The sequence below is a fragment of the Pseudomonas typographi genome (assembly GCF_014694385.1).
GTDB lineage: Bacteria > Pseudomonadota > Gammaproteobacteria > Pseudomonadales > Pseudomonadaceae > Aquipseudomonas > Aquipseudomonas typographi.
Genome location: NZ_JAAOCA010000026.1, coordinates 45,945 through 71,176 on the forward strand (window position 1 = coordinate 45,945; position 25,232 = coordinate 71,176).

At 63.0% G+C, this 25,232-nt stretch carries 21 protein-coding genes and 1 tRNA gene; 7 read left to right on the top strand and 15 right to left on the bottom strand.

The window, feature by feature from the left end; all coding sequences use genetic code 11:
- Positions 1 to 228 precede the first annotated feature (228 nt).
- The 3 genes from HAQ05_RS19590 to HAQ05_RS19600 all read left to right on the top strand — a co-directional run bounded on the left by HAQ05_RS19590 (position 229) and on the right by HAQ05_RS19600 (position 3,397).
- Positions 229 to 1,113 carry a LysR substrate-binding domain-containing protein gene (locus HAQ05_RS19590; RefSeq protein ID WP_190423610.1) on the top strand — a complete coding sequence of 295 codons (885 nt, stop codon included), beginning with the start codon at positions 229 to 231 and terminating at the stop codon, positions 1,111 to 1,113.
- Between the two features lie 92 nt (positions 1,114 to 1,205).
- Complete coding sequence (gene aguA / locus HAQ05_RS19595) at positions 1,206 to 2,318, top strand: agmatine deiminase (protein WP_190423613.1); 1,113 nt, start codon at positions 1,206 to 1,208, stop codon at positions 2,316 to 2,318.
- A complete protein-coding gene (locus HAQ05_RS19600; RefSeq protein ID WP_190423615.1) occupies positions 2,315 to 3,397 on the top strand; it encodes an extracellular solute-binding protein in 1,083 nt (360 codons plus the stop codon). The genes aguA and HAQ05_RS19600 overlap by 4 nt, the downstream gene beginning before the upstream one ends.
- Positions 3,398 to 3,427: 30 nt before the next feature.
- Here the strand turns inward: HAQ05_RS19600 and HAQ05_RS19605 are convergent, their stop codons facing one another.
- From HAQ05_RS19605 to HAQ05_RS19630, 6 genes are all read right to left on the bottom strand, one after another.
- On the bottom strand, positions 3,428 to 3,646 hold the full coding sequence (locus tag HAQ05_RS19605) for a hypothetical protein (protein ID WP_190423617.1): 219 nt from the start codon (positions 3,644 to 3,646) through the stop codon (positions 3,428 to 3,430).
- A gap of 220 nt (positions 3,647 to 3,866) precedes the next feature.
- A tRNA-Gly gene (locus HAQ05_RS19610) sits at positions 3,867 to 3,942 on the bottom strand.
- Between the two features lie 66 nt (positions 3,943 to 4,008).
- The gene (pgsA, locus tag HAQ05_RS19615) at positions 4,009 to 4,566 is read right to left on the bottom strand and encodes a CDP-diacylglycerol--glycerol-3-phosphate 3-phosphatidyltransferase (RefSeq protein ID WP_190423619.1); all 558 of its coding nucleotides are present in this window, start codon (positions 4,564 to 4,566) and stop codon (positions 4,009 to 4,011) included.
- A 32-nt stretch (positions 4,567 to 4,598) separates the two neighbouring features.
- Positions 4,599 to 6,422, bottom strand: a complete 1,824-nt coding sequence (gene uvrC, locus HAQ05_RS19620) for an excinuclease ABC subunit UvrC (RefSeq protein ID WP_190423621.1) — start codon at positions 6,420 to 6,422, stop codon at positions 4,599 to 4,601.
- 1 nt (position 6,423) lies between these two features.
- Positions 6,424 to 7,068, bottom strand: coding sequence for a response regulator transcription factor GacA (gene gacA, locus HAQ05_RS19625; protein ID WP_190423623.1), 645 nt, complete (start codon positions 7,066 to 7,068; stop codon positions 6,424 to 6,426).
- Between the two features lie 64 nt (positions 7,069 to 7,132).
- A complete protein-coding gene (locus HAQ05_RS19630; protein WP_190423625.1) occupies positions 7,133 to 7,459 on the bottom strand; it encodes a helix-turn-helix domain-containing protein in 327 nt (108 codons plus the stop codon).
- 81 nt (positions 7,460 to 7,540) lie between these two features.
- Here HAQ05_RS19630 and HAQ05_RS19635 point away from each other — a divergent pair, with 81 nt between their 5' ends.
- Positions 7,541 to 7,756: a DNA-binding protein gene (locus tag HAQ05_RS19635; protein ID WP_190423627.1), complete on the top strand. Its 216-nt coding sequence runs from the start codon at positions 7,541 to 7,543 to the stop codon at positions 7,754 to 7,756.
- Between the two features lie 148 nt (positions 7,757 to 7,904).
- Here the strand turns inward: HAQ05_RS19635 and HAQ05_RS19640 are convergent, their stop codons facing one another.
- On the bottom strand, positions 7,905 to 8,186 hold the full coding sequence (locus HAQ05_RS19640; RefSeq protein ID WP_338050266.1) for a GNAT family N-acetyltransferase: 282 nt from the start codon (positions 8,184 to 8,186) through the stop codon (positions 7,905 to 7,907).
- A complete protein-coding gene (locus HAQ05_RS28770) occupies positions 8,168 to 8,353 on the bottom strand; it encodes a hypothetical protein (protein WP_238936551.1) in 186 nt (61 codons plus the stop codon). The genes HAQ05_RS19640 and HAQ05_RS28770 overlap by 19 nt, the downstream gene beginning before the upstream one ends.
- Before the next feature lie 330 nt (positions 8,354 to 8,683).
- Between HAQ05_RS28770 and HAQ05_RS19645 the strand changes: the two genes are divergently transcribed.
- From HAQ05_RS19645 to zapE, 3 genes are all read left to right on the top strand, one after another.
- Positions 8,684 to 8,842, top strand: a complete 159-nt coding sequence (locus HAQ05_RS19645) for a hypothetical protein (protein WP_190423629.1) — start codon at positions 8,684 to 8,686, stop codon at positions 8,840 to 8,842.
- Between the two features lie 30 nt (positions 8,843 to 8,872).
- On the top strand, positions 8,873 to 9,958 hold the full coding sequence (locus HAQ05_RS19650; protein ID WP_190423630.1) for a 3-deoxy-7-phosphoheptulonate synthase: 1,086 nt from the start codon (positions 8,873 to 8,875) through the stop codon (positions 9,956 to 9,958).
- A 281-nt stretch (positions 9,959 to 10,239) separates the two neighbouring features.
- On the top strand, positions 10,240 to 11,280 hold the full coding sequence (zapE, locus tag HAQ05_RS19655) for a cell division protein ZapE (RefSeq protein WP_190423633.1): 1,041 nt from the start codon (positions 10,240 to 10,242) through the stop codon (positions 11,278 to 11,280).
- Positions 11,281 to 11,367: 87 nt separating this feature from the next.
- Here the strand turns inward: zapE and HAQ05_RS19660 are convergent, their stop codons facing one another.
- The 7 genes from HAQ05_RS19660 to HAQ05_RS19685 form a co-directional block, all read right to left on the bottom strand.
- Positions 11,368 to 13,740, bottom strand: coding sequence for a DNA polymerase II (locus tag HAQ05_RS19660; protein ID WP_190423635.1), 2,373 nt, complete (start codon positions 13,738 to 13,740; stop codon positions 11,368 to 11,370).
- A 73-nt stretch (positions 13,741 to 13,813) separates the two neighbouring features.
- Positions 13,814 to 15,691 carry a glycoside hydrolase gene (locus tag HAQ05_RS19665; RefSeq protein WP_190423637.1) on the bottom strand — a complete coding sequence of 626 codons (1,878 nt, stop codon included), beginning with the start codon at positions 15,689 to 15,691 and terminating at the stop codon, positions 13,814 to 13,816.
- A 102-nt stretch (positions 15,692 to 15,793) separates the two neighbouring features.
- Complete coding sequence (locus HAQ05_RS29090; RefSeq protein WP_274601991.1) at positions 15,794 to 15,916, bottom strand: hypothetical protein; 123 nt, start codon at positions 15,914 to 15,916, stop codon at positions 15,794 to 15,796.
- A gap of 114 nt (positions 15,917 to 16,030) precedes the next feature.
- On the bottom strand, positions 16,031 to 17,470 hold the full coding sequence (locus HAQ05_RS19670; protein WP_190423639.1) for an efflux transporter outer membrane subunit: 1,440 nt from the start codon (positions 17,468 to 17,470) through the stop codon (positions 16,031 to 16,033).
- Positions 17,467 to 20,574, bottom strand: coding sequence for an efflux RND transporter permease subunit (locus HAQ05_RS19675; protein ID WP_190423641.1), 3,108 nt, complete (start codon positions 20,572 to 20,574; stop codon positions 17,467 to 17,469). The genes HAQ05_RS19670 and HAQ05_RS19675 overlap by 4 nt, the downstream gene beginning before the upstream one ends.
- Before the next feature lie 88 nt (positions 20,575 to 20,662).
- On the bottom strand, positions 20,663 to 23,860 hold the full coding sequence (locus tag HAQ05_RS19680) for an efflux RND transporter permease subunit (protein WP_190423643.1): 3,198 nt from the start codon (positions 23,858 to 23,860) through the stop codon (positions 20,663 to 20,665).
- The gene (locus HAQ05_RS19685) at positions 23,857 to 25,155 is read right to left on the bottom strand and encodes an MdtA/MuxA family multidrug efflux RND transporter periplasmic adaptor subunit (RefSeq protein WP_190423645.1); all 1,299 of its coding nucleotides are present in this window, start codon (positions 25,153 to 25,155) and stop codon (positions 23,857 to 23,859) included. The genes HAQ05_RS19680 and HAQ05_RS19685 overlap by 4 nt, the downstream gene beginning before the upstream one ends.
- Positions 25,156 to 25,232 lie beyond the last annotated feature (77 nt).

Consider the following 25,232-nt stretch of genomic DNA (forward strand, 5'->3'; position numbering starts at 1 on the left):
GGCAGGCAGCTGCATGCTTTTGCCGGTGAGGCATGCTGAGGTAAAACCAGCTGCGAATCTGAGATCAAGGCGCTGGGCAGGCCGAGGAACAACGCGCAAGGCCCATTCTCAGGCTGCGTCAGCGGACAGGCGGCTCAAGGCTGTAATGGCGGTGGCCCTGATGTGGCCTTGCGGTCACGGCGATAAGGTACGAAGCTACGCGTTCCGCCCCCGGCAAGGACTCCTCATGTGCGCCTACCCTCCCTGACCGCCTTGCGCACCTTCGAATGTGCCGCCCGCCACGCCCATTTCGGCCGCGCCGCCACGGAGCTGTGCGTCACCGACAGTGCGGTGAGCCACCAGATCCGACAGCTGGAAAGCGAGCTGGGCGCCGAGCTGTTCGTGCGCGAAGGCCGCCAGGTCCGCCCCACTCACGCCGCCCAGCGGCTGTTGCAACGCCTGCAGCAGGCCTTCGAGCTCATTGGCGACGCTTGCGATGAATTGCGCGACCCTGCCTCCCAGGCGATGCTGCGCATCGCCGTCACCGCCGAGCTGGCGCAGAAGTGGTTGGTGCGCCGCCTTGCCGACTTCACTGCCCAGTGCCCGCACATCACCCTGCATTTGCACGAGCAGCCCATCGACGCCAGCGCGCCGGGCGAGGATATCGACATCGCGATTACCTACGGCGCCGGGCCAGAAGACGGTAGCGCCTATTGGGTCAAACCCTTGCCGGTGCTGGTGTTCTTCCCGGTGTGTAGCCCCGTGCTGTTCAACCAGGGCACGCTCACCGAGCCGCGCGATGTGGCCCGCCATGGTCTGTTGCATGACGATCAGGACGGCACCACCTGGGCCACCTGGTTAACCGCACACGCAGGTGATGTTCAGGCCGGCCGGCATTTGTATTTTGCCCATGCCGGCCTTGCTCTTGAAGCCGCGGCCCAAGGGCAAGGTTTGGCCATGGGCGACAACCTCACCGCCACCGAGGACCTGGCCAGCGGTCGCCTGGTTCGGCCGTTCAGCGCCAGCGTCACCGCGCTGGGGCAGTACGCTATCGTCTGTGACCGCCTGCGCCTGGAACGGCCAGCGGTGGCAGCGTTTCTGCAGTGGCTGGTAGGGCAGTTGCACATTGACTGAATTTAACTCACCTATTCCTTAGAAATGCTCGTTGGAAGCCTCTGATACGCGGATGGTAGCGTGCCTGTCATCCCAACCGACGGAGCGTTGCCATGACCTGTTCCCTGCTCACCACCCCCAAGGCCGATGGTTTCCGCTTGCCCGGCGAATTCGAGACCAAGAGCCGTTGCTGGCTCGGCTGGCCCGAACGCCCCGATGTATGGCGCAATGGTGGCAAGCCGGCGCAGCAGGTGTGGGTACAGATTGTCTGCGCGATTGCCCAGAGCGAGCCAGTGACGGTCTGCGCGTCGGCGGCGCAGTACGTCAATGCCCGGCGGTTGCTCCCAGAGCAGGTGCGGGTAGTGGAAATGACCTGCAACGACGCCTGGTTCCGCGACAGCGGCCCATGTTTCGTGGTCAATGACGGCACCGGCGAGGTCCGCGGGGTGGACTTCCAGTTCAACGCCTACGGTGGCCTGGACGGCGGCCTGTACTATCCCTGGGACAAGGACGATCAAATCGCCCAGAAGATTCTCGAGATTGAAAACCTCGACCGCTATCGCGCGCCGTTGATTGCCGAATTAGGCGGCATCCAGAGCGATGGCCAGGGTAGTATTTTGACCACGGAACAGTGCCTGCTCAATCGCAACCGCAACGCGCATCTGGGCAAGGAAGAAGTCACCCGCCGGTTGGCCGACTACCTGGGCGCCGAACAGATCATCTGGCTCCCCCGCGGCTGCAAGTTCGATGAAACCGACGGCCACGTGGACGACTTGGCCTGCTTCGTGCGCCCCGGCGAAGTGCTGCTGCAGTGGACCGACAACCGCGACGACCCGCAGTGGGAAATCTACCAAGAGGCCTACGATATCCTGCGCAGTACCCGCGACAGCCGCGGCCGCGAGCTGTTGGTGCACAAACTGGCGCAGCCCGACGTGCTGGAATGGACCGCTGAAGAAGCGGCCGGCCTGGATCATATCGAAGGCACCCACGTGCGGGAGGCGGGCACGAAGATTTGCGCCTCTTACATCAACTATTACGTGGGCAATTCGGTGATCGTGGTGCCGCTGTTCGGCGGCCGTCACGATCATGCCGCTCAGGCGACCCTGGCCGAGCTGTTTCCCCAGCATCGCATCATCGGCATCCACAACTCCCGGGAAATCCTGCTGGGCGGCGGCAACGTGGCATGTATCACCATGCCGCAATACGCCGCCGGGGTACGGCCATGAAACGGCTGTTAGCTGCCGCGGCGCTGACCGCCGCCCTGAGCGCGGCCGCCGCCGAGCCGCCAACAGTCAACCTGTATATCTGGGGCGAATACCTGGCGCCGGATACGCTCAAGCGCTTCGAGGCAGAAACCGGCATCCGCGTGGTCGAGGACCATTTCGATTCCCTGGAAACCATGGAGACCAAGCTGCTCACGGGCGGCAGCGGCTACGACTTGGTGCTCAGCGCCGGCCAACACTTAATCCGCGCCATCGAGGCGGGGGCGATCCAGCCGATCGACAAATCAGCGCTACCGCATTTCGCCGGGATCGGCGAGGAATACCGCCAGCATATGGCGGTATTCGATCCAGGCAACCGCTACGCCGGGATCTATGGCTGGGGCACCACCGGCGTGGGATATCAACAGGAGGCAGTGAACAAGCGCCTACCCAACGCACCGGTGGGCAGTTGGGCCATGCTGTTCGACCCGGCCGTGGTGTCGAAATTCGCCGACTGCGGGGTTAGCCTGCTCAACGACCCCAACGAACTGTACGCGGCGGTGATGCGCTACCTTGGCTTGGACATCAACAAACAGAACCTGGCCGACCTCAAAGCCGCCCAAGCCCAACTGATGAAAATCCGCCCCTACATCCGCTACTTCGACAACGACCGCAACATCAATGACCTGGCCAACGGCGACACCTGCGTAGCGATGTCCTGGAACGGCAATGTCGGCATCGCCGCAAGCCAGGCCAAGCAGGCGGGCAAACCGTTCAGCCTGCACTACAGCATTCCGAAGGAAGGCACACTGATCTGGTTCGACGCCATGGTCGTTCCAAAAGACGCCCCGCATCCAGCGGCGGCGTTGAAACTCATGGACTTCCTGATGCGCCCGGACGTGATTGCGCCGATCACCAACACCATCCATTACGCCAATGCCATCAGCGCGGCCGATGCGCTAGTGGACCCGGAGATACGCAATGACCCGGGCACCTATCCGCCGGCCGCGGTGCGGGCGGCGCTGTTCAGCAAGAATGACAAAGGTAAAGCCTTCAACCGCGCCCTGACCCGTGCGTTCACCAGCCTGAAAGCCGGCGAGTAAGAGGCCACAGCGGCCTTATCCGCGAAGGCCTCACCGCGCAAATGCCTGATACAGCGCGATGTTTTCTTCGCGGGCAACGCCCATACCGCCAAGCCCGCCCCACTGCCGCTCACACATTTCCGGTTCAAGCGGTTGGTTTACCATGCCGGTGGCGCAGCGCCAGAACAGCCATGGCTGGCCAGGGAGAAAGGCCGCCGTGTCGCCGAGGGTGTGGTCGTCACCGGCTGCCCTAACTTGGCGAACGGCCATCGCTGCAACCCATAAGCCGAATTTGAGCGAGATCCGAGTCTCGCCTACCGCTCCGGCCGGGTAAGAAAGCGGAGCCTGACATGGCCGGCTTTATGAACTATAAAATGGCCTTAGCGCCGGATGGAGGGCTTGCAGTGAACTTTTGCTGAAACGAAAAAAGGACCCGAAGGTCCTGATTTCAATGAATTAGAAAACCTATGGAGTTCTGTAATTCATAAATTGGAGCGGGAAACGAGACTCGAACTCGCGACCCCGACCTTGGCAAGGTCGTGCTCTACCAACTGAGCTATTCCCGCAGAGTGTTGCGGGCGCCATTCTAGCGAATCCCCCTGCCGCGTCAAGCCTTTGATTCAAAAACTTTATTAGTCGCCAGCCAGCGGAGAAAGGTGTGGCCAAGCGGCGCGTAGGTAGTTGACCATCGACCACAGGGTGAGCCCAGCGGCGATCATCAGCAGGCTGTAGCCAAGCAATACCCACCACGACATCGCCGCAGGGTTGGCCAGCAGAATCACCAGCGAGGCCATTTGTGCCGCGGTTTTCCACTTACCCAGGTTCGACACGGCCACCTGGGCGCGGGCACCGATTTCGGCCATCCATTCGCGCAGTGCCGAAACCACGATTTCACGGCCAATGATCACCGCCGCCGGCAAGGTGAGCCAGATGTTAGCGTGCTCCTGCACCAGCAGCACCAGCGCCACCGCCACGATCAGCTTATCGGCCACGGGGTCGAGGAATGCTCCGAATGGTGTGCTCTGGCCAAGCCGCCGTGCCAGATAGCCGTCTAGCCAATCGGTGGCGGCGGCAATGGCGAACACCGTGCTGGCAGCCACGTAGCTCCATCCATACGGCATATAGAACAGCAGTATGAAGCACGGGATGAGCAAGACACGAAGAACAGTGAGCAAATTAGGGATATTCATCGGCACGACTGGCTACAGGTGGAAGGGGCATTCTACTCGCTGTGTAGGTTGGCATAAATCGACTCGGCCAGCTTTTTGCTGATACCGGGTGCTTTGGCAATTTCTTCGACACTGGCGCGCGCCAACTCCTGCAAGCCACCGAAGTGCTTGAGCAGCTCACGCCGGCGGGTAGGCCCTACCCCTGCTACGCCCTCCAAAGTGGAGGTACGCCGGGTTTTGCCGCGCCGGGCGCGGTGGCCAGTGATGGCGAAACGGTGGGCTTCGTCGCGAATCTGCTGGATCAAATGCAGCGCTGGGGAGTCTGCCTTGAGGGTGAATTCGTGGGCGGCGTCATTGAGGTACAGGGTTTCGAAGCCCGCCTTGCGCGTCACCCCCTTGGCCACCCCCAGCAAGATCAAATCGGGCACCGCCATCTCCTGCAACACCTCGCGAGCCATGTTCAACTGGCCCTTGCCGCCATCCACCAACAGCACGTCGGGCAATTTGCCTTCACCGGCCTTGAGCCTGGCGAAGCGGCGGGTCAGCGCTTGGTGCATGGCCGCGTAATCGTCGCCGGCGGTCACACCTTCGATGTTGTAACGGCGGTAATCGCTCTTGATGGGGCCTTCGGGGCCGAACACCACGCACGAGGCCACCGTCGCCTCGCCGCTGGAATGGCTGATGTCATAGCACTCCAGGCGCTGTGGCGGTTCGTCGAGGTCAAGCACTTCGGCCAAGGCGTCGAAGCGCGCGGCCAGGTGCTGGCGGTTGGCAAGGCGCGCGCCCAGCGCCTGCTCGGCGTTGGTGACGGCCAACTGCTGCCAGCGCGCACGAGTGCCCCGCACTCGGTGGCTGGCGGCCATTTCACGGCCACGCAGGCCGGCCAAAGCCTCCACTAGCGCTTCGATATCATCCGGGAGCACGTTGAGGATCACCTCAGCGGGCAATTCGCGCTCCCCGGCACCCAGGTAGTACTGCGACAAGAATGCTGACATCACCTCGCCCAGTTCTTGTTCGATGCCCACCTGGGGAAAGAAATTCTTACTGCCCAGCACCCGGCCGCCCCGCACGCTGATCAAATGCACGCAGGCGCCGCCTGGGTTGATGAATGCGGCGATCACGTCCACATCGCCGTTGCCACCTTCCATACTTTGCTGGTCTTGCACGCGGCGTAGCACTGCGAGCTGGTCACGCAGTTGGGCGGCCTTTTCGAACTGCAGGCTCATGGCCGCCTGTTCCATTTCTTGCGACAGCTCTTGGGTCAACTGGTGGCTGCGGCCTTCCAGGAACATGATCGAGTGGCGTACGTCCTCGGCGTATTCGGCCGGTTCTACCGCCGCCACGCAGGGGCCTTTGCAACGTTTGATCTGGTATTGCAGGCATGGCCGGGTGCGGTTCTTGAAGTAGCTGTCTTCGCACTGGCGAACCTCGAAGGTCTTTTGCAACAGGCTCAAGCTCTCGCGGATCGCCCCCGCGCTGGGATAGGGGCCAAAGTACCGGCCCTTGCCCTTTTTCGCCCCGCGATGGATCGACAGCCGCGGGTACTTGCCATCGGACAGGTACACGTAGGGGTACGATTTGTCATCGCGCAGTAAAATGTTGTAGGGCGGCCGCCACTGTTTGATCAGCGTTTGCTCAAGCAACAGCGCTTCGGTTTCGTTAGCGGTAATGGTGGTTTCGATGCTGGCGATGCGCCCCACCAGCGCTGCGGTTTTCGGCGCCAGCCCGGCTTTGCGAAAATAACTCGCCAGGCGCTTCTTGAGGTTCTTGGCCTTGCCCACATACAGCAGGCGCGCGCCCTCGTCGAACATGCGGTATACGCCGGGGCGCCCGCTGCAGGTGGCGAGAAACGCCGCCGGGTCGAAAAGGTCGCTCATATCAAGAAGTGGCGTCGACCATGCCGTGGCGGACGGCCAGTAGGGCAAGCTCGACGTCGCTGGTAATGGAAAGCTTCTCGAATATCCGGTAACGGTAGGTGTTCACCGTTTTGGGCGACAGGCACAAGGTGTCGGAAATGTGCTGCACCTTTTGGCAGCCGACGATCATCAGGGCGATCTGGATCTCACGCTCGGACAACAGGTCGAACGGCGAGCCGCTGGTTTGCGGCTGGAATGATTTGAGCGCCATTTGCTGGGCGATCTGCGGGCTGATGTAACGCTGCCCGGCAAAGACCAGGCGAATCGCCTGGACCATTTCTTCAAGCCCCGCGCCTTTGGTGAGATACCCGGCCGCACCGGCTTGCAGCAGGCGGGTCGGGAATGGGTCTTCTTCGTGTACCGTGACCACCACCACCTTGATCTCGGGGAAACTGCGCTGCAGTTTACGCGTCGCTTCAAGGCCGCCGATACCGGGCATTTTAACGTCCATCAGGATCACGTCGGGCCTTAGGTCGCGGGCGCATTGCAGCGCCTGTTCGCCCGATTGAGCCGCACCGATCACCTGGAAGCCGTCGATGTCCTCCAGCATGCGGGTAATGCCGGTGCGCACCAGATCGTGGTCGTCGACCACCAAGACCTTAATCAAGCGGACACCTCTCGTTACGCATTTGCCATCGGATGGCTACATTAACAAACATCCCGGCGCGAACCTAGCTACCACTGGCCCTTAGCGCCTGCGCCACCCGCAGCACCACGGCCTGGTCGGCCGGCGCCAGGGCGCGGTAGTCCACCAGCAAGCCGTTTTCGTCGGAGGCCAGTTGGTCCGAGGGTTGCGGGGTACGTTTGCCGGCCAACACGTACAGCACATCCACCCCCGCCTGGGCCACCGCTTCCAGATAATCGGCCTTGGGAAAGCGTTCGCCGCTTTCGTATTTACCCTGCGCGTTCGGTTCGACCCCACCGATTTCACCAAATCGGCGCTGGGTCATCGCCAACCGCTCACGTTCTTTTCGAAGACGTAAACCTATTGATTCCATTTGAATATGTGATCCATACTATGAACCCTCAAAAAGGTGATACCTAACACTTAAATGAGTCACTCGACACGGATTTGAACTATGCACGGGATACGGACCGCCGCACAAGCCAGAGCTTGGTTGGAGCGCCAAGGCAAATCGGTACAGCAATTTGCCCGCGAACATGGAGTAGACCCCGCCACCACCTACCAGGTGCTGTCGGGGCGGAAAAAAGGCCGCCGCGGCGAAGCCCATAAGGTCGCAGTACTGTTGGGGATGAAAGACGGCATTATCCTCGATTCACCACCATTAACCTAGCGTGGGGCCCCAGAAGTTGACCACCGCATTTTGACGGTAGCTTTTGTTGTTGCCGGGCGCGGCGCTACAGCCCAACTATGACGTGTCTCGTCACGGCCGTGCCCGGTAACGCTATAAGGCGCCAATGCATATGCGAACTTCCGAGGTATCACACTGGGACCGGGCACTCCATTTGCCAGAAGCACCCCTCCTCGCCTACCGTCGCAAAGCCCGAACGGGCATAGAGGCGCTGGGCGGGGTTGTTCTTGAACACCGTCAGGCGTACCGCCGCGAGGTGCCGCCGGCGCGCCTCGGCAAACACGGCGCGGAGGATACAACCACCATGGCCGCGGCCACGGGCGCCCTCAAGCAAATGCAATTCACGCACATAGAGCGCGAGGCCATCTTGGCTAACGCTGAGGCTAAGGAACCCTACCTGTTGGCCAGCCACATATAAGCCGTAGTTTTCTCGCAGTGCCAGCCGGCATCGAAGTCTTCGTCCCGCCACATCAAGCCATGGTGGGTGTAATACGGCTCCATCGTGCGGCGCGCCAGCCCCCTGGCGAATACCAGGTCGCCCACCCCGCTTGCCGGCGACCATTGTACTTCGGTCGGCATGTTCACTCCAAAAGCAAAAGGCCATTGCCAGCGCCGCCGCGGCTGAAGTAAGCTCGGCCCCACTGGTCAAGAGACATTATCATGTCGCACACCCTTCGCGCCCGCCACCCCAACGCCGCTGCCTGCCGTTTGCCGGTTGCAGTTGCGCGCGCGCACGCGGCTGCAGCTTATTTTTATTATGGGTACTGGTTTAGCCACTGGCGCGCCTAACCCCGAGCAGGCGCCCAGTTCCAGGGTCGCCGCCACAGTTTTTCTCGAAACCCCCGGTCGGCCTCCCGACCGGGGGTTTTGTTTTTTGGCCCTTTCAACCCACTGCACAGGAGCATCACCATGTATCACACCTACTACCGCGACTACCGCCGCTATGCCTGGCGATTTACCGCCCTGAGCTCGGGCCCGCGCGCCATCTCCGAGTGCTCCCATACCGATGGCGAACCCTATTCCATGGCCTTGTGCCGAACATCATCATTACCCCGCCTGCGCGGCTAAGCCGCAGCGGGGGTATTAAGGACACCCCCAATGAACGCTTCACTCAACACGGCCACCTTGGCCCCGGCCACACCCTCCGCACAGCCCCGTATCGTCAGCGGCCAACGCCTGCCCACGGCTTACGCCCTCAAGCAACAATTGCCCCTGCCTACCCGCCTCGCCGTCCAGGTTCAGGCTGACCGCCAGGCCGTTCGGGGCATCCTTCATGGCCATGACCCACGCCTGCTAGTAATCGCCGGCCCCTGCTCGCTGCATGACCCGCAAGCCGCCCTCGACTACGCCAAGCGCCTGAGCGCCTTGGCCCGGGAAACGGCCGACCAGTTGTTGATCGTGATGCGTGCCTATGTGGAAAAACCCCGCACCACCGTGGGCTGGAAGGGCCTCGCCTACGACCCACACCTGGACGGCAGCGACGACATGCTCACCGGCCTTGCGCTGTCTCGCGAGTTGATGTTGGGCATCCTCGCCACCGGCCTGCCGCTGGCCACGGAGCTGCTACAACCGATGGCCGCAGGCTACTTCGACGACTTGCTGGCCTGGGCAGCGGTAGGCGCGCGCACCACCGAATCGCAGATCCACCGGGAAATGGCCAGCGGCCTGGCCTTGCCGGTTGGCTTCAAGAACGGCACCGATGGCTCGACGGGGGTTGCCTGCGATGCGATCCGTAGCGCCGCGCACGGCCATCGCCATTTCGGCCTCGATGCCCATGGTCACCCGGCGATCGTCTGCACGCAGGGCAACCCTGATGGCCACCTGGTGCTACGCGGTGGGCATCGGGGCCCGAACTATGACCCTGCCAGCGTGGCAGCCGCCCGCGCGCAACTGCAAAAAGCCGGCATACTGCCGCGGATGGTGGTCGATTGCAGCCACGCCAACAGCGGCAAAGACCCGCTGCGCCAGCCTGCGGTGTTGCGCGAAGTGTTGGCCCTGCGCCGCCAGGGCGAGTGCAGCGTGGTCGGGATAATGCTCGAAAGCAACCTGTTCGAAGGCTGCCAAGCCGTGGGCCCGAATTTGCGCTATGGGGTGTCGATCACCGACGGCTGCCTGGGTTGGGAGGCGACCGAGGCGGTATTAAGGGAAGCTGCGAACAGTGAACAACGACGCGTGTGCGACTAGTGGGCGTTTCGTCGTCGGGCAAGGCGCCGTTGCGGGCCATAGCAGGGCTATGGTGAGGCGGGGCAACGGCGCCCGGCAACAAACAGCACCGCCAACATTATGCAGCCAACGTTTTGAAATACCCTGCCACAAAGCGTTGCCGCTGTTTGCCCCCGGTTTGCGGCCTATAATCGTGGGCCCCGATGAACGAGACGCCCGACGTGCCCTTCAAGCTTCCATGGCGCGGCAAAACTCGCCCTGCCCCATTGCCTCCCGTGCCAGCCGATGGCCCGGGGCGGGCGATGATCGTACATTTCGAGCGCAAGGCCGCGCAGCAACACTACACCCTAAGTAGCGGCCAATGGCAGGTGATCGATGCCCTGGCCCGGCGCACCGGCCCTTTGCTGGAGGCGGTCGCGGGCAAGGTCGGTGTGCCGCAAAGCCTGTACCTGTACGGCAAGGTAGGCCGCGGTAAAAGCTGGTTGCTCGATACCTTCTTTCAGGCCGTACCCATCGCGGCCAAGCGGCGGGTGCACTTCCACGTGTTTTTCAACCAATTGCACCAGGGCATGTTCCGCCACCGCGAAAGCCGAGATGCCTTGGGCGCCACCCTGAACGAGCTGCTGCAGGGCTGCAGGTTACTGTGCTTCGATGAGTTCCATGTGCATGATATCGGCGATGCCATGCTCATGACGCGCTTGTTCAAGGCGCTGTTCGAGCGTGGCGTGCTGCTGATCGTGACATCCAACTATCCACCGCTGGGTTTGCTGCCCAACCCGCTGTACCACGAACGGTTCTTGCCGGTGATCCGCCTGATCAACAGCGACATGCAGGTTCAGGAAGTCGGTGGCGAACAGGATTACCGCGCGCTGCCTAGTGTAGGCAGCGGCCAGCGATTCACCCAGGGCCGCTACGTATGGCCAGGCGATGCCGCCCAGCGCCAGGCATTGGGTGTGCCGGCGAGCGGCCCGGGCCAGGTGCTGCAGGTGGGCCAACGGCGGTTGCGGGTGCAGGCGGCGAGCCAAGGGTTCGTTCGCTTTACCTTCAGTGAGCTGTTCGAGCAAGCCACGGCGGTGATGGACTACCTGGCCTTATGCGACACCTACGATGACTGGACCATCGACCAATTGCCGCTGCTCGACGATTGCACCGTCGCCGTGCAACAACGCTTTATCAACTTGGTCGATGTGCTTTATGACCAAGACAAACGCCTCACCCTCATCAGTGCATACCCGTTAGCCCAGGCCCTGCAGGCCAAGGCCATCGACTTGATGCGCAGCCAAAGCAGGCTCAGCCAACTGCAACCCTACGGCCCGTTGGAGTCGCCCCGGCAGGGTGCTTGAGACAGTGGCTGCGCAATTTCAACGCTGCCTTTTGCTACCCCGCGCCTTACCGAACCACAACACTCAGCCGTCGGTGCTTGTGCTACTTCAAAAAGACCACACCAGTTGAGTACCCATGAATTCGTCGAAGCGCCGGCCTAGAAACGGCAGGATGGCATCGGCCACCGGCCGTAGCTGGCGGTTAAGGTAGTGCTCGTAGTCCAGCGGCGACTGCCGCGCCTCAAGCGGCTCGGGGCCGTGGGTGGCAATCACATAGCTGATCCAACCGCCACGTTGGTACTGCCGGGGGCGGCCGAGGCGATCGTTGTGCTCATCGGCCAACCGCGCCGCGCGCACATGTGGCGGCACGTTGCGTTGGTAGTCGGCCAACGGCCGGCGCAGCCGTTTACGCAGCACCAGCCACTCGTCCAACTCACCGGCCAGCGTCTGGCGCACATAATCGCGAATGTAGTCGTCGAAGGGCTCACCGAGGAACACCCGCCGGTACAGCTCTTGCTGAAACCGCTGGGCCAGCGGCGACCAGTCGCTGCGCACGGTTTCCAGGCCCTTGAACACCAGCCTGGGTTCGCTGCCGCCGACCCAGCCAGCATAGCGCTTCTTGCTGCCTTCTTCGGTGCCCCGAATGGTCGGCATCAAAAACCGCTGGTAATGGGTTTCGAACTGCAATTCCAAGGCGCTGGTGAGTTGCTGCCCGGCCCATAGCTGCTCGCGCCAACGGGCATTGATCGTGGCCGCCAACTGGCGGCCGATCGCACAAGCCTGTTCATGGTCGTGGGCCGCACCCAGCCACACGAAGGTCGAGTCGGTGTCGCCGTAAATAACCTGATGGCCTTGTTCCTCGAGCCATGCCCGCGTTTGCGCCATGATCTGGTGCCCACGCAAGGTGATCGAAGACGCCAGGCGCGTGTCGAAAAAACGACAACCGCTGGAACCCAACACACCGTAGAACGCGTTCATGATGATTTTCAGCGCCTGCGATAATGCCGCGTTGCCTACCTGTTTGGCGGCTTCACGGGCCTGCCATACCCGCTCGACGATCGCCGGCAAGCAATGGCGAGTGCGGGAAAACCACGCGTCGCGAAAGCCCGCCACGCTGTGCGCATCATCCGGCGCCGCCAGCCCTTCGATCAAACCGACCGGGTCGATGAGAAAGGTACGAATAATCGACGGGTACAGGCTTTTGTAGTCAAGCACCAGTACCGAATCGTAAAGCCCGGGGCGCGAATCCATTACGAAGCCACCAGGGCTGGCTTGGGGCATTTTCTCGCCCAGGTTGGGTGCCACGTAACCGAGCCTGTGCATCGGTGGCAAGTATAAATGGGTGAAGGCCGCTACCGAACCACCGCTGCGGTCGGCGGCAAGGCCAGTGACCGCAGCCCGCTCAAGCAAAAAAGCCATCAATTCGGTGTGCTCGAAAATCCGTGTGACCAGCTCGCAATCCTTGAGGTTATAGGTGGCCAGCGCCGGTTTATCCTCGGCGAACATCCGGTTGATTTCGTCCATACGCTGGTAAGGCGTGGCAACCGCTTTACCCTCGCCCAGCAGTTGCTGCGCGACGTGCTCCAGGCTGAACGAACTGAAGCTCCAGGTGGCCGAACGCAATGCTTCGATACCGTCGATTACCCAGCGCCCGGCGATTTCGGCGAAGTAGTGCTGGCCATTAGGGTGCTCGCGCCAGCGAATGGCGGCCCCATCGCGCCCCAGTTGCAGCGCAACCCCCAGGCGCTGGGCGTGTTCGTGAAGCACCCGCAGGTCGAATTGCACCAGGTTCCAGCCAATCAGCACGTCGGGGTCGTAGTCGGCGAACCATTGGTTCAGGCGCTGCAGCAGCTGCGCAGGGGTTTGGCAATAGGCCAGGTCGAAATCCACCGTGGCGGCCACCGGCGGGGGCTCGCCAAGCATGAACACCTGCCGTTGCCCACAACCGTGCAGCCCGATGCTGTACAGCGCGCCACGCTCGCTGGTTTCGATATCCAGCGACACCCAGCGAAGGCGCGGCCGGTACGCTTCAGCTGCACGCAATTGGGCCCGGTCGAAATGCCCCGGCACACCTTCCTCGCCGGTAAACTGCACGGCCGCGGTGATGAACCGTTCCATCAGGTAACGCTCCGGCGGGCGGATGTCGGCCTCGTAAACGTCTACACCACCCTGGCGCAGGCGTTTTTCCATGGCCAGCAACTGCCGGTACTGGTCGCAATAGAGCCCCACCACTGGGCGCTGGCGAAAATCCTTGAGCGCCAGTTCTCGCCATTGCACACCAGGCTCATCGGCCAGCAAGGCTTGCGCGCGTGGCCATTGCGCGACCGGCACGAAGGCCACCTGCGGCTGGGCGGGTAGCGTTACGTGGCAGGGGCCGGCATCGGTCGCCAGCCAGCACTGCACGTGGCAACCGGCTTCGCTGTCATGCCAATGGCGGGTCAGCAGAAAACCGTGCCGATGCGGTGGGCAATGATCGATCATTGCGCGATTATACGGCACTCGGGGCGGCCATAACCGCACAAGCCCGCGGTGGCCGCCCGCTGGGCCACCTGTGCTAAATGCCGGGTGAGCTGAAGCGCAAGCGGGCGCCACCGGGTAAATACGCCACTACGCTGAGCGGTGGCACGCCCTCCAGCGAAGGCTGCTCGCCGAAATTGGCCACCAGGCGGGTGCCATCGGCGAAGCGGGTTTGCTGCACCTGCCCGACGGCGTCCAGCCAGCGGAAATCCACCAATGCCTGATCGTTCAGGCGCTGATGCAGGGGCCGGAAGAAGCCGTCCAGCGCCGCCAGGTAAGGTACCCGTTTGGCTGCCGTGGCGGCGCTTAGGTTAAGCAGCGGCGGCACGTTGTACAGCTGCGCCAGCAATTCGCTGGTGGCGCGTACCGCGGGGAACTTGAGGGTGTCTAGTGTCCAGTGGTGGGTAGTGATCAGGCTGTCGTGGTAGGCCGCCTGGAATAAAGGCAGCCGCGACGCCGGGTTGAAGTACAGCGCTTGATATTCGGCCTTGAGCGCTACCGGCTTGAAGAACACGGCCGGTTGCTCGTCGGGCCACCAGGGGCCGAGGTAGTACCGGGAGCGGCGTTCCTGGCGCATCTGCGCATCGCCCCAGCCGAAGCCGGAGGTCTGCATGCCGTGGGCAAAAGCGGCCGGCGTATTGGCCACCGCGCCGCCGACCTCCGAGCCCACTGCCAGGTGTTTTTCCTGGCTGACCCAGGCCATGCTGGCCATGCGATTGATGGCGTCCTGGCGTTGGCTGGTGGGCTTGGCCGGGTCGAAATCGTTGAACAGCATACCGGTGGCGGCCACGTCGATGAACCAACTGTTGAACGGCGCGCCGGCCAGAAGCCGGGTGACCCGTGCCTGCAACTGCGGCAGCACGCAGCGGCTGTTGGTGTACACCCCTTCCCCACCGAAACCGGGCTGGCGGCGGCCATCGGCACCCACGATGGCGCAACGGCGGTAGGCGTGTTCACCCAATTGGGCGGTCAGCCAGGTGGGCCGTTGGTTGACCGGCGGCAGCGCGGTGTCGTAAGAGTCGTAGGGGCCGATCAGGTAGCCAGCCTGCACGGCGGCGGCTACCGCCTGGGGCGCGGCCAGGCCTTGAGCCCACTGTGGCAGGCCCAGCCACAGGCGCGGCAGGCCCGCTTGGCGGAGCGCATCGAGCGCCTGCGGCCAGCCGTCCCCCCACAGGTACAGGTGCGAGGCGCCGATCAACCGCTCGCCCGCGTTCACCGCCGCAAGCTTGCCAGCCAGCGGCACGAACTGGCCCTGCTGCTTGAGCCAAGCGCGCCACGCCTTGGTGGGTGCGAGCAGGTCCTGTTCGCCGAGCACGATGCGCACCTGGTAGCGGCGCTGCGGCTCCAGCGCGGTGAACTGGTGGGTCAGTGCCAGGCCTATGCCCTGCGGCTGCACATCGAAGGCCAGCGTATTGTCGAAAGGTGTAGTGAACAGCCAACTCAACGTGTGCGTGCCGTCTTCCAGGCCGAACGCCGGTAGGCTCAAGTCTTCCGTGGTATTGATCCGGGCGTATTCCTGCGTCAACGCCTGGCGCCAAACCCGGTCATCGGCGCGGATGTAATGGCCTTCTTTCAATGGCAATAGCAGTCCGCGGCGGCTGGGCGGCAAACGCGGCCAGGTCAATTCGGTGGGTACGGTAGCGGTGAAGGTCACCTCCAGCTCGGCGCCTTGCAACCGGGCGTGAACCTCGAAGTCGCGATGCCGCCAGCGAGCCTCACCCGGGGTATCCTCGACCGCCCCCACGGCGGCTGGCTCGCCCGGTGCGGCCAGCACCCAAGGGGCGCCGCCCGCCGGGTGGGCGACCATGCCCAGGGTAGCCGGGTCTACCTCCACCCGCCATTGCGAGGTGTGCAGCGCCAAACCATAAGCCCAGGGGCTGAGCAGCCACAATGCCAGGAGCACAACAAAATACATGGGCATTCCTTGCGAACAGGTGCGGCATTGTCCTGTTTTTCCGGCGTGTTCCTATCGGCCAACTATTGCAAAGTATGAGTGCGAAGTACCCACCGCAAACGGTCAGCCGGCGTCGCCGGGCCAGCCTACCGCGTCCGCGCTAGGCAATGCGGCATGAACGCGATCCAGGCCGATCAGCGTGATGATCAGCAACAAGGGCAGCAGCAGGGCTTTGACAATGCGCATGGTCGTTGCTTCCTCAAAGGGGTAACAACACCAAGTCTAGTGCGGTTTTGCGCAAGTGGGCCGCACATGTGGCAGGCAACCGGCCGGCCCCTCCCACCAATGGCCTAGTTGGCCTCACTCCGCCGGTGGTGCTTGCCAACCGCCCCCCAGCGCCACGATCAGGTTCACGCTCGCCACCAAACGGCCCTGCAGCACGTTCAACGCGCTGCGCTCGTTCGACAGCGCCGTGGCTTGGGTGGTGACCACATCGAGGTAGCCGATCAGCCCGGCGCGGTACTGGTTGGTGGTCAGGCGCAACGACTCGCGGGCCGCGGCCAAGGCCTGCTCGCGCACCACGGCTTCGTCTTGGTAGGTCTTGAGTTGGGCCAGGTAGTCTTCCACTTCGCGCAGGCCATCGAGCACCGTTTGCCGATACTGGGCCACGGTCTGGTCGTAAACGGCCACGTTGCGCTGCACCTCGGCGCTGCGTTGGCCGGCATCGAACAGGGTCATGGCCAAGCTCGGCCCCACCGACCAGTAACGGTTCGGCAAGCTGACCCAATTGGCGAAGCTGCTGGAGCTGTAGCCGCCGCTCATGCTCAGCGAAAGGTCTGGAAAGTACGCCGCCTTGGCCACGCCAATGCCAGCGTTGGCGGCCATCACAGAGCGCTCGGCCGCGGCGATGTCTGGGCGGCGCTCCAACAACTGCGAGGGCAAACCCACCGGGATGCTCGGCAAACCGGGGATGGCTTGGCTTTCGGCCAGGCTGAAGTCGGCCGGCGCCTTGCCCATCAATACAGCAATGGCGTTTTCGAACTGCGCGCGCTGCCAGGTAAGGTCGATCAAATCGGCCTGGGTACTTTTAAGCTGGGTTTGCGCCTGCGCCACCGCATCCGGGCCGGAAACCCCCGCACGGTATTGGTTCTGGGTCAGCGTGAGCGAGCGCTGGTAGGTATCGACAGTAGCCTGCAGCAAGCGTTTTTGCTCGTCCAGCACCCGCAGTTGCAGGTAGTTTTGCACTAACTGCGACTGCAACGACAGGCGCATGTTGGCCCAATCGGCAAGGCTCGCCTGGGCGCTGCCCTGGTTGGCTTCCAAGGTGCGGCGCAGCCGGCCCCACAGGTCGAGTTCCCAACTTACGCCCAATTGCGTGTTATAGGTGTCACGGATGCCGCTGCTTGCCGAACTCAGGCTCGAACCACTGCTGCCGGAGCCTTGCGCAGCGCGGTTTTTGCTGGCTGAGAAATCCACGCTGGGGAACAGCGCGCCTCGGCTGCTGCGCACCAGCGCCAGGGCCTGGCGGTACTGCGCCTCGTATTGCGCCACGGTCTGGTTCGAGCGGTTCAGTTCATCGACCAAGGCGTCGAGCTGTGGGTCTCCATACGACGTCCACCAGTCGCCCTTGCTCCGGGTATCGGCCGGCGTGGCGGCGGACCAGCCTTCGGCCTGCTTGAACTGTGCAGGCGTTGCCATGCTCGGCCGCTGGTAGTCCGGGCCTACCGCGCAGGCAGCGAGCAAGCCACAACCCAGGGCAACAGCAAGGGGGGCCAGGCGTGAACGAGAAGCGCGAATCATAACGGTGTGTCCAGGGCAGCGTCGGTGCGTACGCCGCGCCAGCGATTGAAGCGATGGCGTGCGCGGTCCAGGGAAAGGTAAACCACCGGGGTGGTGTAAAGCGTGAGCAATTGGCTGAGCACCAGCCCGCCGATGATCGCCACGCCCAACGGGGTGCGCATCTCGGCGCCATCACCGCGGCTGATCAGCAACGGCAAGGCGCCAAGGATCGCGGCCACGGTGGTCATCAGAATCGGCCGCAGGCGCAACAGGCAAGCCCGGCGTATCGATTCCAGCGGGGCCATGTGCTGCTCGCGCTCCAGTTGCAAGGCAAGGTCGATCATCATGATGGCATTTTTTTTGACCACGCCGATCAGCAAGAACAGCCCCAGCAAGGAAATCAGGCTGAACGCCCCGCCGGTGAGGTAAATCGCCAGCAACGCGCCCACCCCGGCCGACGGCAAGGTGGAGAGAATGGTCAATGGGTGGATGTAACTCTCGTACAGGATACCCAGCACCAGGTACACCAGCACCAAGGCACCGAGGATCATCCAGGGCTGGCCCTTTTGCGCTTCAAGAAAGGCGTTGGCGTTGCCGCCCACCTTCACGATCAACCCGTCCGGCAGGCCCAGGCGGGCCAATTCCTGCTCCACCGCCGTGGTGGCTTGCTCCACTGTGAAGCCTTCAGCCACGTCGAAAGAAATGGTCTCCGAAGCAAATTGCCCTTCGTGGTTTACTCGCTCGTCGGCCAGGCTGTTGCGGTAGCGGGCGATCGTCGACAGAGGCACCCTGGCGCCGCTGGCGGTAATCACGTGGACCTGCTCCAGGGTAACCGGGTCCCAGGCGTACTGGGGGTTGATCTCCATCACCACCTGGTATTGGTTCAAGGGGTCGTAGATGGTCGACACCTGGCGTTGGCTGTAGGCATTGTTGAGCACTGCCATCACCGTGCTCATGTCGATGCCCAACCGCTTGGCCTGGTCGCGGTCCACTTCCAGGGTGACCTGCGCCGTGCCGCGCCCTTCCCGAGCGTCGATCGAGGTGATCGCCTTGATGCCGTGGAACGCCCGCAACACCTTTGGGAACCACGTGCGCAGCGTCGCCAGGTCGTCGCTTTGCACCGTGTATTGGTATTGCGAAGCGCTGTTGTCGCGCGCCCCCCCGAATTGCAAGTCTTGGTCGGCGTAGAGGAACATGCGCCCACCGGGTACGTTCGGCATGTTCTTGTTCAGCCGCGCGATCACCTGTTGCGCGGACACCTTGCGCTGCTTGAGCGGCTTGAGCCGCACCAGCACGGTGGCGTTGCTGGTGCCGTTATTGCCCCCCAGCGTGGCGGCGACGCTTGCCACCGCCGGGTCGGCGAGAATCGCATCACGGTACTGGCGCATCTTTGGCTGCATCACGCTGAAGGACAAGCCGTCATCGCCGCGGATAAAACCCATCAGCTGGCCAGTGTCCTGCTGCGGCATGAAGGTCTTGGGCACAACCACGTACAGGGCGATGTTCACGCCGATGGTGATCAGCAGCGTCAGCAAGATCAGGCGCGGGTGCGCGAGCACCCACCCCAGGGTGCGGTCATAGGCGGCCACCATCCGTGCATTGGCGCGGTCGCTCAGCATTTGTAGCCGTGTACGCCGGGCCGGGTCGTGGGGTTTGAGCCAACGCGCGCATAGCATGGGGGTCAATGTCAGCGATACCAGCAGCGACACCAGGATGGCGGCGGCCAACGTGATGGAAAACTCCCGAAACAGGTTGGACACGATGCCGCCCATGAACAGGATCGAGAGGAACACCGCCACCAACGATGCATTCATTGCCAGCAGCGTAAAGCCCACTTCACGAGCGCCCTGGTAGGCCGCCTGTAACGGCGGCATACCGTCGTCGATATGCCGGGCGATGTTTTCCAGCACCACGATGGCGTCGTCCACCACCAGCCCGGTGGCCAGGATCAACGCCATCAGCGACAGGTTGTTTAGCGAGAAGCCGTACAAATACATGATGGCAAAGGTACCGATCAACGACACCGGCACGGCCAAGGTGGGGATCAACGATGCCCGTGCGCTGCCTAGGAACAGATACACCACCAGCACCACCAGTATCACGGCGATCAGCAGGGTCAATTCCGCTTCGTGCAGGGTGGCTTTGATCACCGAAGTACGGTCCATCGCCACGGTGAGTTTAACGCTGGCCGGCATCAACGATTCCAGCGCCGGTAACTGGTCACGGATGCTACGGGTGGTTTCGATGATGTTGGCCCCTGTCTGGCGGTTGATCACCAGCAGCACGGCATCCTCGCGGTTGAAAAAGCCGCTGTTGTAACGGTCTTCCACCGCATCGCTAACCTTGGCGACGTCGGCCAGCCGCACCACCGCGCCATTGTGGGCGCGGATGATCAGCGGCCGGTAGTCTTCGGCTTTTTCAAGTTGGTCGCTGGCCTGCACGTGCCAACTGCGCTGGGCATCCTCCACAAAGCCTTTGGGCCGGCGCACGTTGGCGGTGGTGATAGCGGTGCGCACGTCGTCCAGGGCAATGCCGTATTGGTCGAGCAAGCGTGGCTCCAGCTCGACGCGCACAGCCGGCAAAGAACTGCCGCCGATCTGCACCTCGCCCACGCCGTTCACCTGTGACAAAGTTTGCGACAGAATGGTCGACGCCAGGTCGTACAACTGGCCCTTCTGCAACACCGTGCTGGTCAGGGCCAGAACCATGATCGGCGCCTGTGACGGGTTGATTTTCTTATAGGTCGGCAGCGACTTCATGCCACTGGGCAGCAACGACCGCGAGGCATTGATCGCCGCCTGTACGTCACGCGCCGCACCATCGATGTCGCGGCCCTGCTCGAACTGCAAAATCACCCGCGTCGAACCTTGGCTGGAGCGGCTGTTCATGCTGGTGACCCCGGCAATGCTGCCGAACGAACGCTCCAATGGCGTCGCCACGGTAGAAGCCATCACCTCAGGGCTGGCCCCGGCCAGGTTGGCGCTGACCACGATGACCGGGAAGTCCATCTGCGGCAGCGGCGCCACCGGCAGCAGGCCAAAACTTACCGCGCCAAGCAGCATTACCGCCAGGCTCAGCAACAGCGTGGCGACCGGGCGGCGGATGAACGGGCCAGAGAGGTTCATCGCGCGGTACACCCTGTGGCGCGCGGCAAGTGGCAAGCCGGCCGGGTTCGTATGGCCATTGATAACCCGGTCAGGATCCGCTTGCCGTTCATTGCGTTTGCTCGGCTGAACGGCGCCGGCGCAAATGCCGCGACAGCCGGTCAAAGTACAGATAGACCACCGGGGTGGTGAACAATGTCAGCACCTGGCTCACCGCCAGCCCGCCCACCATCACTAGGCCCAGTGGCTGGCGAAGCTCCGCGCCGGAGCCAGTGGCGAACATCAATGGCAGGGCCCCGAACAACGCCGCCAAGGTGGTCATTAATATTGGCCGAAAGCGCAGCAGCGCCGCCTCGCGAATCGCCAGCGAGGGGGTGACGCCACGGCTGCGCTCGGCCTCCAGGGCGAAATCGATCATCATGATGGCGTTCTTCTTGACGATGCCGATCAGCAGGATGATGCCGATGATGCCGATCATCCCCAGGTCGTTGCCCGACAACAGCAGCGCCAGCAATGCGCCCACCGCGGCCGACGGCAGCGTCGAAAGGATCGTGACCGGGTGAATATAGCTCTCGTACAGCACCCCCAGCACGATGTACATGGTCACCACCGCAGCCAGGATCAACAGCAAGGTACTGGACAGCGACGCTTGGAAGGCTTCGGCTGCGCCTTGAAATTGCGTTTGCACGCCAATCGGCATACCGATGCGCTGCTGGGTTTGCTCGATGACCTTCACCGCCTCGCCCAGGGATACACCCGGTGCCAGGTTGAACGACATCATCACCGCCGGGAACTGGCCAATATGGGCAATCGCCAGTTGCGCCTGGCGCTGCTCGATGCGCGCCAGGCTAGACAACCGCACTTGCCCGCCACCTTCGCTGCTGGCCAGCGTGGTGCCGGTGCTGTTGGCGCCATTGGCGGTGTTGTTGACGTTGCCGCTGCCCGTGGTATTGGTGCCGACGCTGCTGTTGCTGGTCGCCGCCTTCACGTAAAGCTGGTCCAGCGCCTCGGGGCCGAGGCTACCGCCATCGGCCGCCTGTAGCACCACGCGGTATTGGCTGGCCTGGGTATAAATGGTTGAGATCTGCCGCTGGCCGAAGGCGTCGTACAGCGCGTTGGTAATGTCTGAAACATTCACCCCCAAGCGCTTGGCGCTGTCGCGGTCGATGTCCAGGTACACCTGCAGCCCTTTTTCTTGCAGGTCGCTGGCCACATCGCGCAGTTCCGGGCGCTGGCGCAGGGCATCCACCAGCTTGCCGCTCCACTCGCTGAGCAGTGGCGCATCTGGCGACGACAAGCTGAACTGGTACTGGGTACGGCTCACCCGGTCTTCGATGGTAAGGTCTTGCACCGGTTGCATGAACAGGCGCATGCCCACCAACTGATCGACCTGCGGCTGCAGGCGCGCGATCACTTCGCTGGCGCTTGCGTCGCGTTGCTCGCGCGGCTTGAGGTTGATCTGCAGGCGCCCGCTGTTGAGGGTGGCGTTATCGCCGTCGACGCCAATGTAGGACGACAAACTCTCAACCGCCGGGTCACGCAGGATAATCTCGCCCAGTTGCTGCTGGCGTTGCGCCATAGCCTTGAACGAAATAGCCTGCGGCCCCTCGGAGATACCCTGGATGAAACCGGTATCTTGCACCGGAAAAAACCCCTTGGGCACCAGCAGGTACAGCACCACGGTCAACGCCAGGGTCGCCAACGCCACCAGCAGGGTCAGCGGCTGATGTTCGAGCACCCAACCCAGTGCCCGGTCGTACCGCGCCACCAGCCAGTCGAGCCAAGCACCGCTGGCACGATAGAAACGCCCTTGCTGTTCGGGCGCGGGCTCGCGCTTGAGCAGCCGCGCGCACATCATCGGCGTGAGCGTCAGCGAAACCACCAACGAAATCAGAATGGCCACCGCCAGGGTAATGGCAAATTCCCGAAACAACCGGCCGACGACATCGGCCATGAACAACAGCGGGATCAACACGGCAATCAACGAGAACGTCAGCGACACCAGGGTGAAACCGATTTGCTGGGCGCCTTTGAGCGCGGCCTGCAACGGTGTTTCACCTTCTTCAATGTGCCGGGCGATGTTCTCCAGCATCACGATGGCATCATCCACCACGAAGCCGGTGGCGATGGTCATCGCCATCAAGGTGAGGTTGTTGATCGAAAAGCCTGCCAGGTACATCACCGCAAAGGTGCCGATCAACGACAGCGGCACCGCGATCGACGGGATGAGCGTCGCGCTGGCCCGGCGCAGGAACAGGAAGGTCACCAATACCACCAGCACGATGGAGAACAGCAGTTCTATCTGTACATCATGCACGGAGGCGCGGATGGTCTGGGTGCGGTCGGCCAGCACGGCCACGTTCAGCCCTGCCGGCAGGTTGGCGGTCAGCGCAGGCAGCGCTTGCCTGATCCGGTCCACCACCTCGATCACGTTGGCGCCCGGCTGGCGCTGGATGTTCACCAATACCGCCTGTTGGCGATTGGCCCAGGCCGCCAAGCGGTCGTTTTCAGCGCCGTCTACGATCTGCGCCACGTCCTTGAGGCGCAGCGGCGCGCCGTTCTGGTAGGCCAAGATCAGGTTGGCGTAGTCCTGTGGCGAGCGCAGTTGGTCGTTGGCGTCGAGCATCGACACCCGCGTGGGGCCATCGAAATTGCCCTTGGGCTGGTTCACATTGGAGTTGCCGATCAGCGTGCGCACATCGGCCAGGTTCAGGCCGTTGGCCGCTAAGGCCTGGGGGTTGACCTTGATCCGCACCGCCTGGCGCTGGCCGCCGGCCAGCGTTACCATCCCTACCCCGCCGATCTGCGAGAGTTTCTGGGCCATGCGCGTCTCGACCAGGTCGTTGAGCTTGGGCAGTGGCAGGGTTTTGGAACTGATGGCAATGGTCACCACGGGGGTGTCCGCCGGGTTGACCTTGTTATATACCGGCGGCGCCGGCAAGTCGCTGGGCAGCAGGTTATTCGCAGCGTTGATGGCGGCTTGTACTTCCTGCTCGGCCACGTCCATCGACAGCGCCAGGCTAAAGCGCAGGGTGATCACCGAGGCGCCGCCGGAGCTGGTCGAGGCCATTTGGTCCAGCCCAGGCATTTGCCCGAACTGGCGTTCCAGCGGCGCGGTCACCGCGCTGGTCATCACCTGGGGGCTGGCCCCGGGGTAGAGCGTCATTACCCGGATGGTCGGGTAATCCACCTGCGGCAACGCCGACACCGGCATCAGCTTGTAGCCGATCAAGCCGGCGAGCACAATCGCCAGCATGGTCAGCGTGGTGGCGACCGGGCGCAGGATGAACAGCCGGGAGATGTTCATGCCGCGGGCTTGCTCGCGTGCTTGCCAGCCGTCGAGGGCGCGGGCTGGCCTTGCAAGTGCTCGCCGGGGGTGCTTGGCACCGTTTGTTCAGGGTCGCTGACCACCTGCACCTGGCTGCCGTCACGCAGCCGATCAGTGCCCTCGAGCACGACCCGGTCGCCCTGGGCCAGGCCCTGTTCGATCACCGTGGAGCTGCCATCGCTCGGCCCCAGCTTAAGCTGGCGCACGCGCACCGTGTCGGCGCCGTCCATCACGTAAACGAACGAGCCGTCGTTGCCATACTGGATGGCCGCCGTGGGTGCCAGCACCACCTGCTTGAGCGTGTTGACCAGCAAACGCACGTTTACGAACTGGTTGGGGAACAGGGCTTCGTCCCTGTTCTCGAACGCAGCCTTGAACTTCAGCGTGCCAGTGGTGATGTCGATTTGGTTGTCGGGGCTTTGCAGCACACCGCTGGCTTGCAGCTTGCTGTCGCCACGGTCCCAGGCTTCGACCGCCAGCCGTGCACCGTTACGGTAGCGCTCCAATACGGGGTCCAGTTGGGTTTCGGGCAGGGTGAAGGTCACGCTGATCGGCTGCAGTTGGGTGACCACCGCCACCGCAGTGCTATCGTTGGCCGCGAGCAGGTTGCCCACATCGAGCTGTCGCAAACCCACACGCCCGGAGATGGGCGAGCGGATGTCGGTGAACGCCAGGTTCAACTGCGCGTCGTTGATCGCCGCCTGATTGGTCTTGAGGGTGCCTTCGTACTGGGCCACCAGCGACTGCTGGGTATCGAGCGTTTGCCGGGCAATGCTGTCCTGGGCGAACAGGTCTTGGTAACGCTTAAGGTCGAGCTGGGCGTTCTTGAGCAACGCTTGGTTCTGCGCGAACGTGCCTTCGGCCTGCTGCAGGGCGATGCGGTAGCTGCGCGGGTCGATTTGTGCCAGGAGGTCCCCGGCCTTGACCAACTGCCCTTCGCGAAACGCCACTTTAACCAGTTCGCCCGCCACCCGCGTACGCACGTTCACCGTGTTCAGCGCGGTGACGGTGCCCAGCGCCTTGTAGTACACAGGAAAATCGCCCAGCGCCACGCTGGCCACGCGCACTGGCGTGGGCCCTTCGGCAGCGCCGAACCCCGGGCGCATCGGGTTGCCGCCGCTACGGCGGGTGTGGCTGGGCGCATGGTCAGTGCCGGCGGGCGCGCCACTCGCGCCGCGGTGGTGCCAATACCACCAGGCGGCGACCGCGACAACCAAGAGCACCAACAGGCCAAGCAGCCAGCGGCGAGTACGACGGGAACCAGACGATTGCATGGAGGAGAAGGCCCTTGTTGTATCAGCTTCCTTTCAGGAGGCTGAACGATAAGCACAAGTGCGGTTTTAGCAAAGTG

Excerpts from the sequence above, each read along its gene's own strand:
- aguA (WP_190423613.1), top strand. The coding sequence starts at position 1,206 with ATGACCTGTTCCCTGCTCACCACCCCCAAGGCCGATGGTTTCCGCTTG.
- HAQ05_RS19600 (WP_190423615.1), top strand. The coding sequence starts at position 2,315 with ATGAAACGGCTGTTAGCTGCCGCGGCGCTGACCGCCGCCCTGAGCGCG.
- HAQ05_RS19605 (WP_190423617.1), bottom strand. The coding sequence starts at position 3,646 with ATGGCCGTTCGCCAAGTTAGGGCAGCCGGTGACGACCACACCCTCGGC.
- pgsA (WP_190423619.1), bottom strand. The coding sequence starts at position 4,566 with ATGAATATCCCTAATTTGCTCACTGTTCTTCGTGTCTTGCTCATCCCG.
- uvrC (WP_190423621.1), bottom strand. The coding sequence starts at position 6,422 with ATGAGCGACCTTTTCGACCCGGCGGCGTTTCTCGCCACCTGCAGCGGG.
- HAQ05_RS19630 (WP_190423625.1), bottom strand. The coding sequence starts at position 7,459 with ATGGAATCAATAGGTTTACGTCTTCGAAAAGAACGTGAGCGGTTGGCG.
- HAQ05_RS19635 (WP_190423627.1), top strand. The coding sequence starts at position 7,541 with ATGCACGGGATACGGACCGCCGCACAAGCCAGAGCTTGGTTGGAGCGC.
- HAQ05_RS28770 (WP_238936551.1), bottom strand. The coding sequence starts at position 8,353 with ATGCCGACCGAAGTACAATGGTCGCCGGCAAGCGGGGTGGGCGACCTG.
- HAQ05_RS19645 (WP_190423629.1), top strand. The coding sequence starts at position 8,684 with ATGTATCACACCTACTACCGCGACTACCGCCGCTATGCCTGGCGATTT.
- HAQ05_RS19650 (WP_190423630.1), top strand. The coding sequence starts at position 8,873 with ATGAACGCTTCACTCAACACGGCCACCTTGGCCCCGGCCACACCCTCC.
- zapE (WP_190423633.1), top strand. The coding sequence starts at position 10,240 with ATGATCGTACATTTCGAGCGCAAGGCCGCGCAGCAACACTACACCCTA.
- HAQ05_RS19660 (WP_190423635.1), bottom strand. The coding sequence starts at position 13,740 with ATGATCGATCATTGCCCACCGCATCGGCACGGTTTTCTGCTGACCCGC.
- HAQ05_RS19665 (WP_190423637.1), bottom strand. The coding sequence starts at position 15,691 with ATGTATTTTGTTGTGCTCCTGGCATTGTGGCTGCTCAGCCCCTGGGCT.
- HAQ05_RS29090 (WP_274601991.1), bottom strand. The coding sequence starts at position 15,916 with ATGCGCATTGTCAAAGCCCTGCTGCTGCCCTTGTTGCTGATCATCACG.
- HAQ05_RS19670 (WP_190423639.1), bottom strand. The coding sequence starts at position 17,470 with ATGATTCGCGCTTCTCGTTCACGCCTGGCCCCCCTTGCTGTTGCCCTG.
- HAQ05_RS19675 (WP_190423641.1), bottom strand. The coding sequence starts at position 20,574 with ATGAACCTCTCTGGCCCGTTCATCCGCCGCCCGGTCGCCACGCTGTTG.
- HAQ05_RS19680 (WP_190423643.1), bottom strand. The coding sequence starts at position 23,860 with ATGAACATCTCCCGGCTGTTCATCCTGCGCCCGGTCGCCACCACGCTG.
- HAQ05_RS19685 (WP_190423645.1), bottom strand. The coding sequence starts at position 25,155 with ATGCAATCGTCTGGTTCCCGTCGTACTCGCCGCTGGCTGCTTGGCCTG.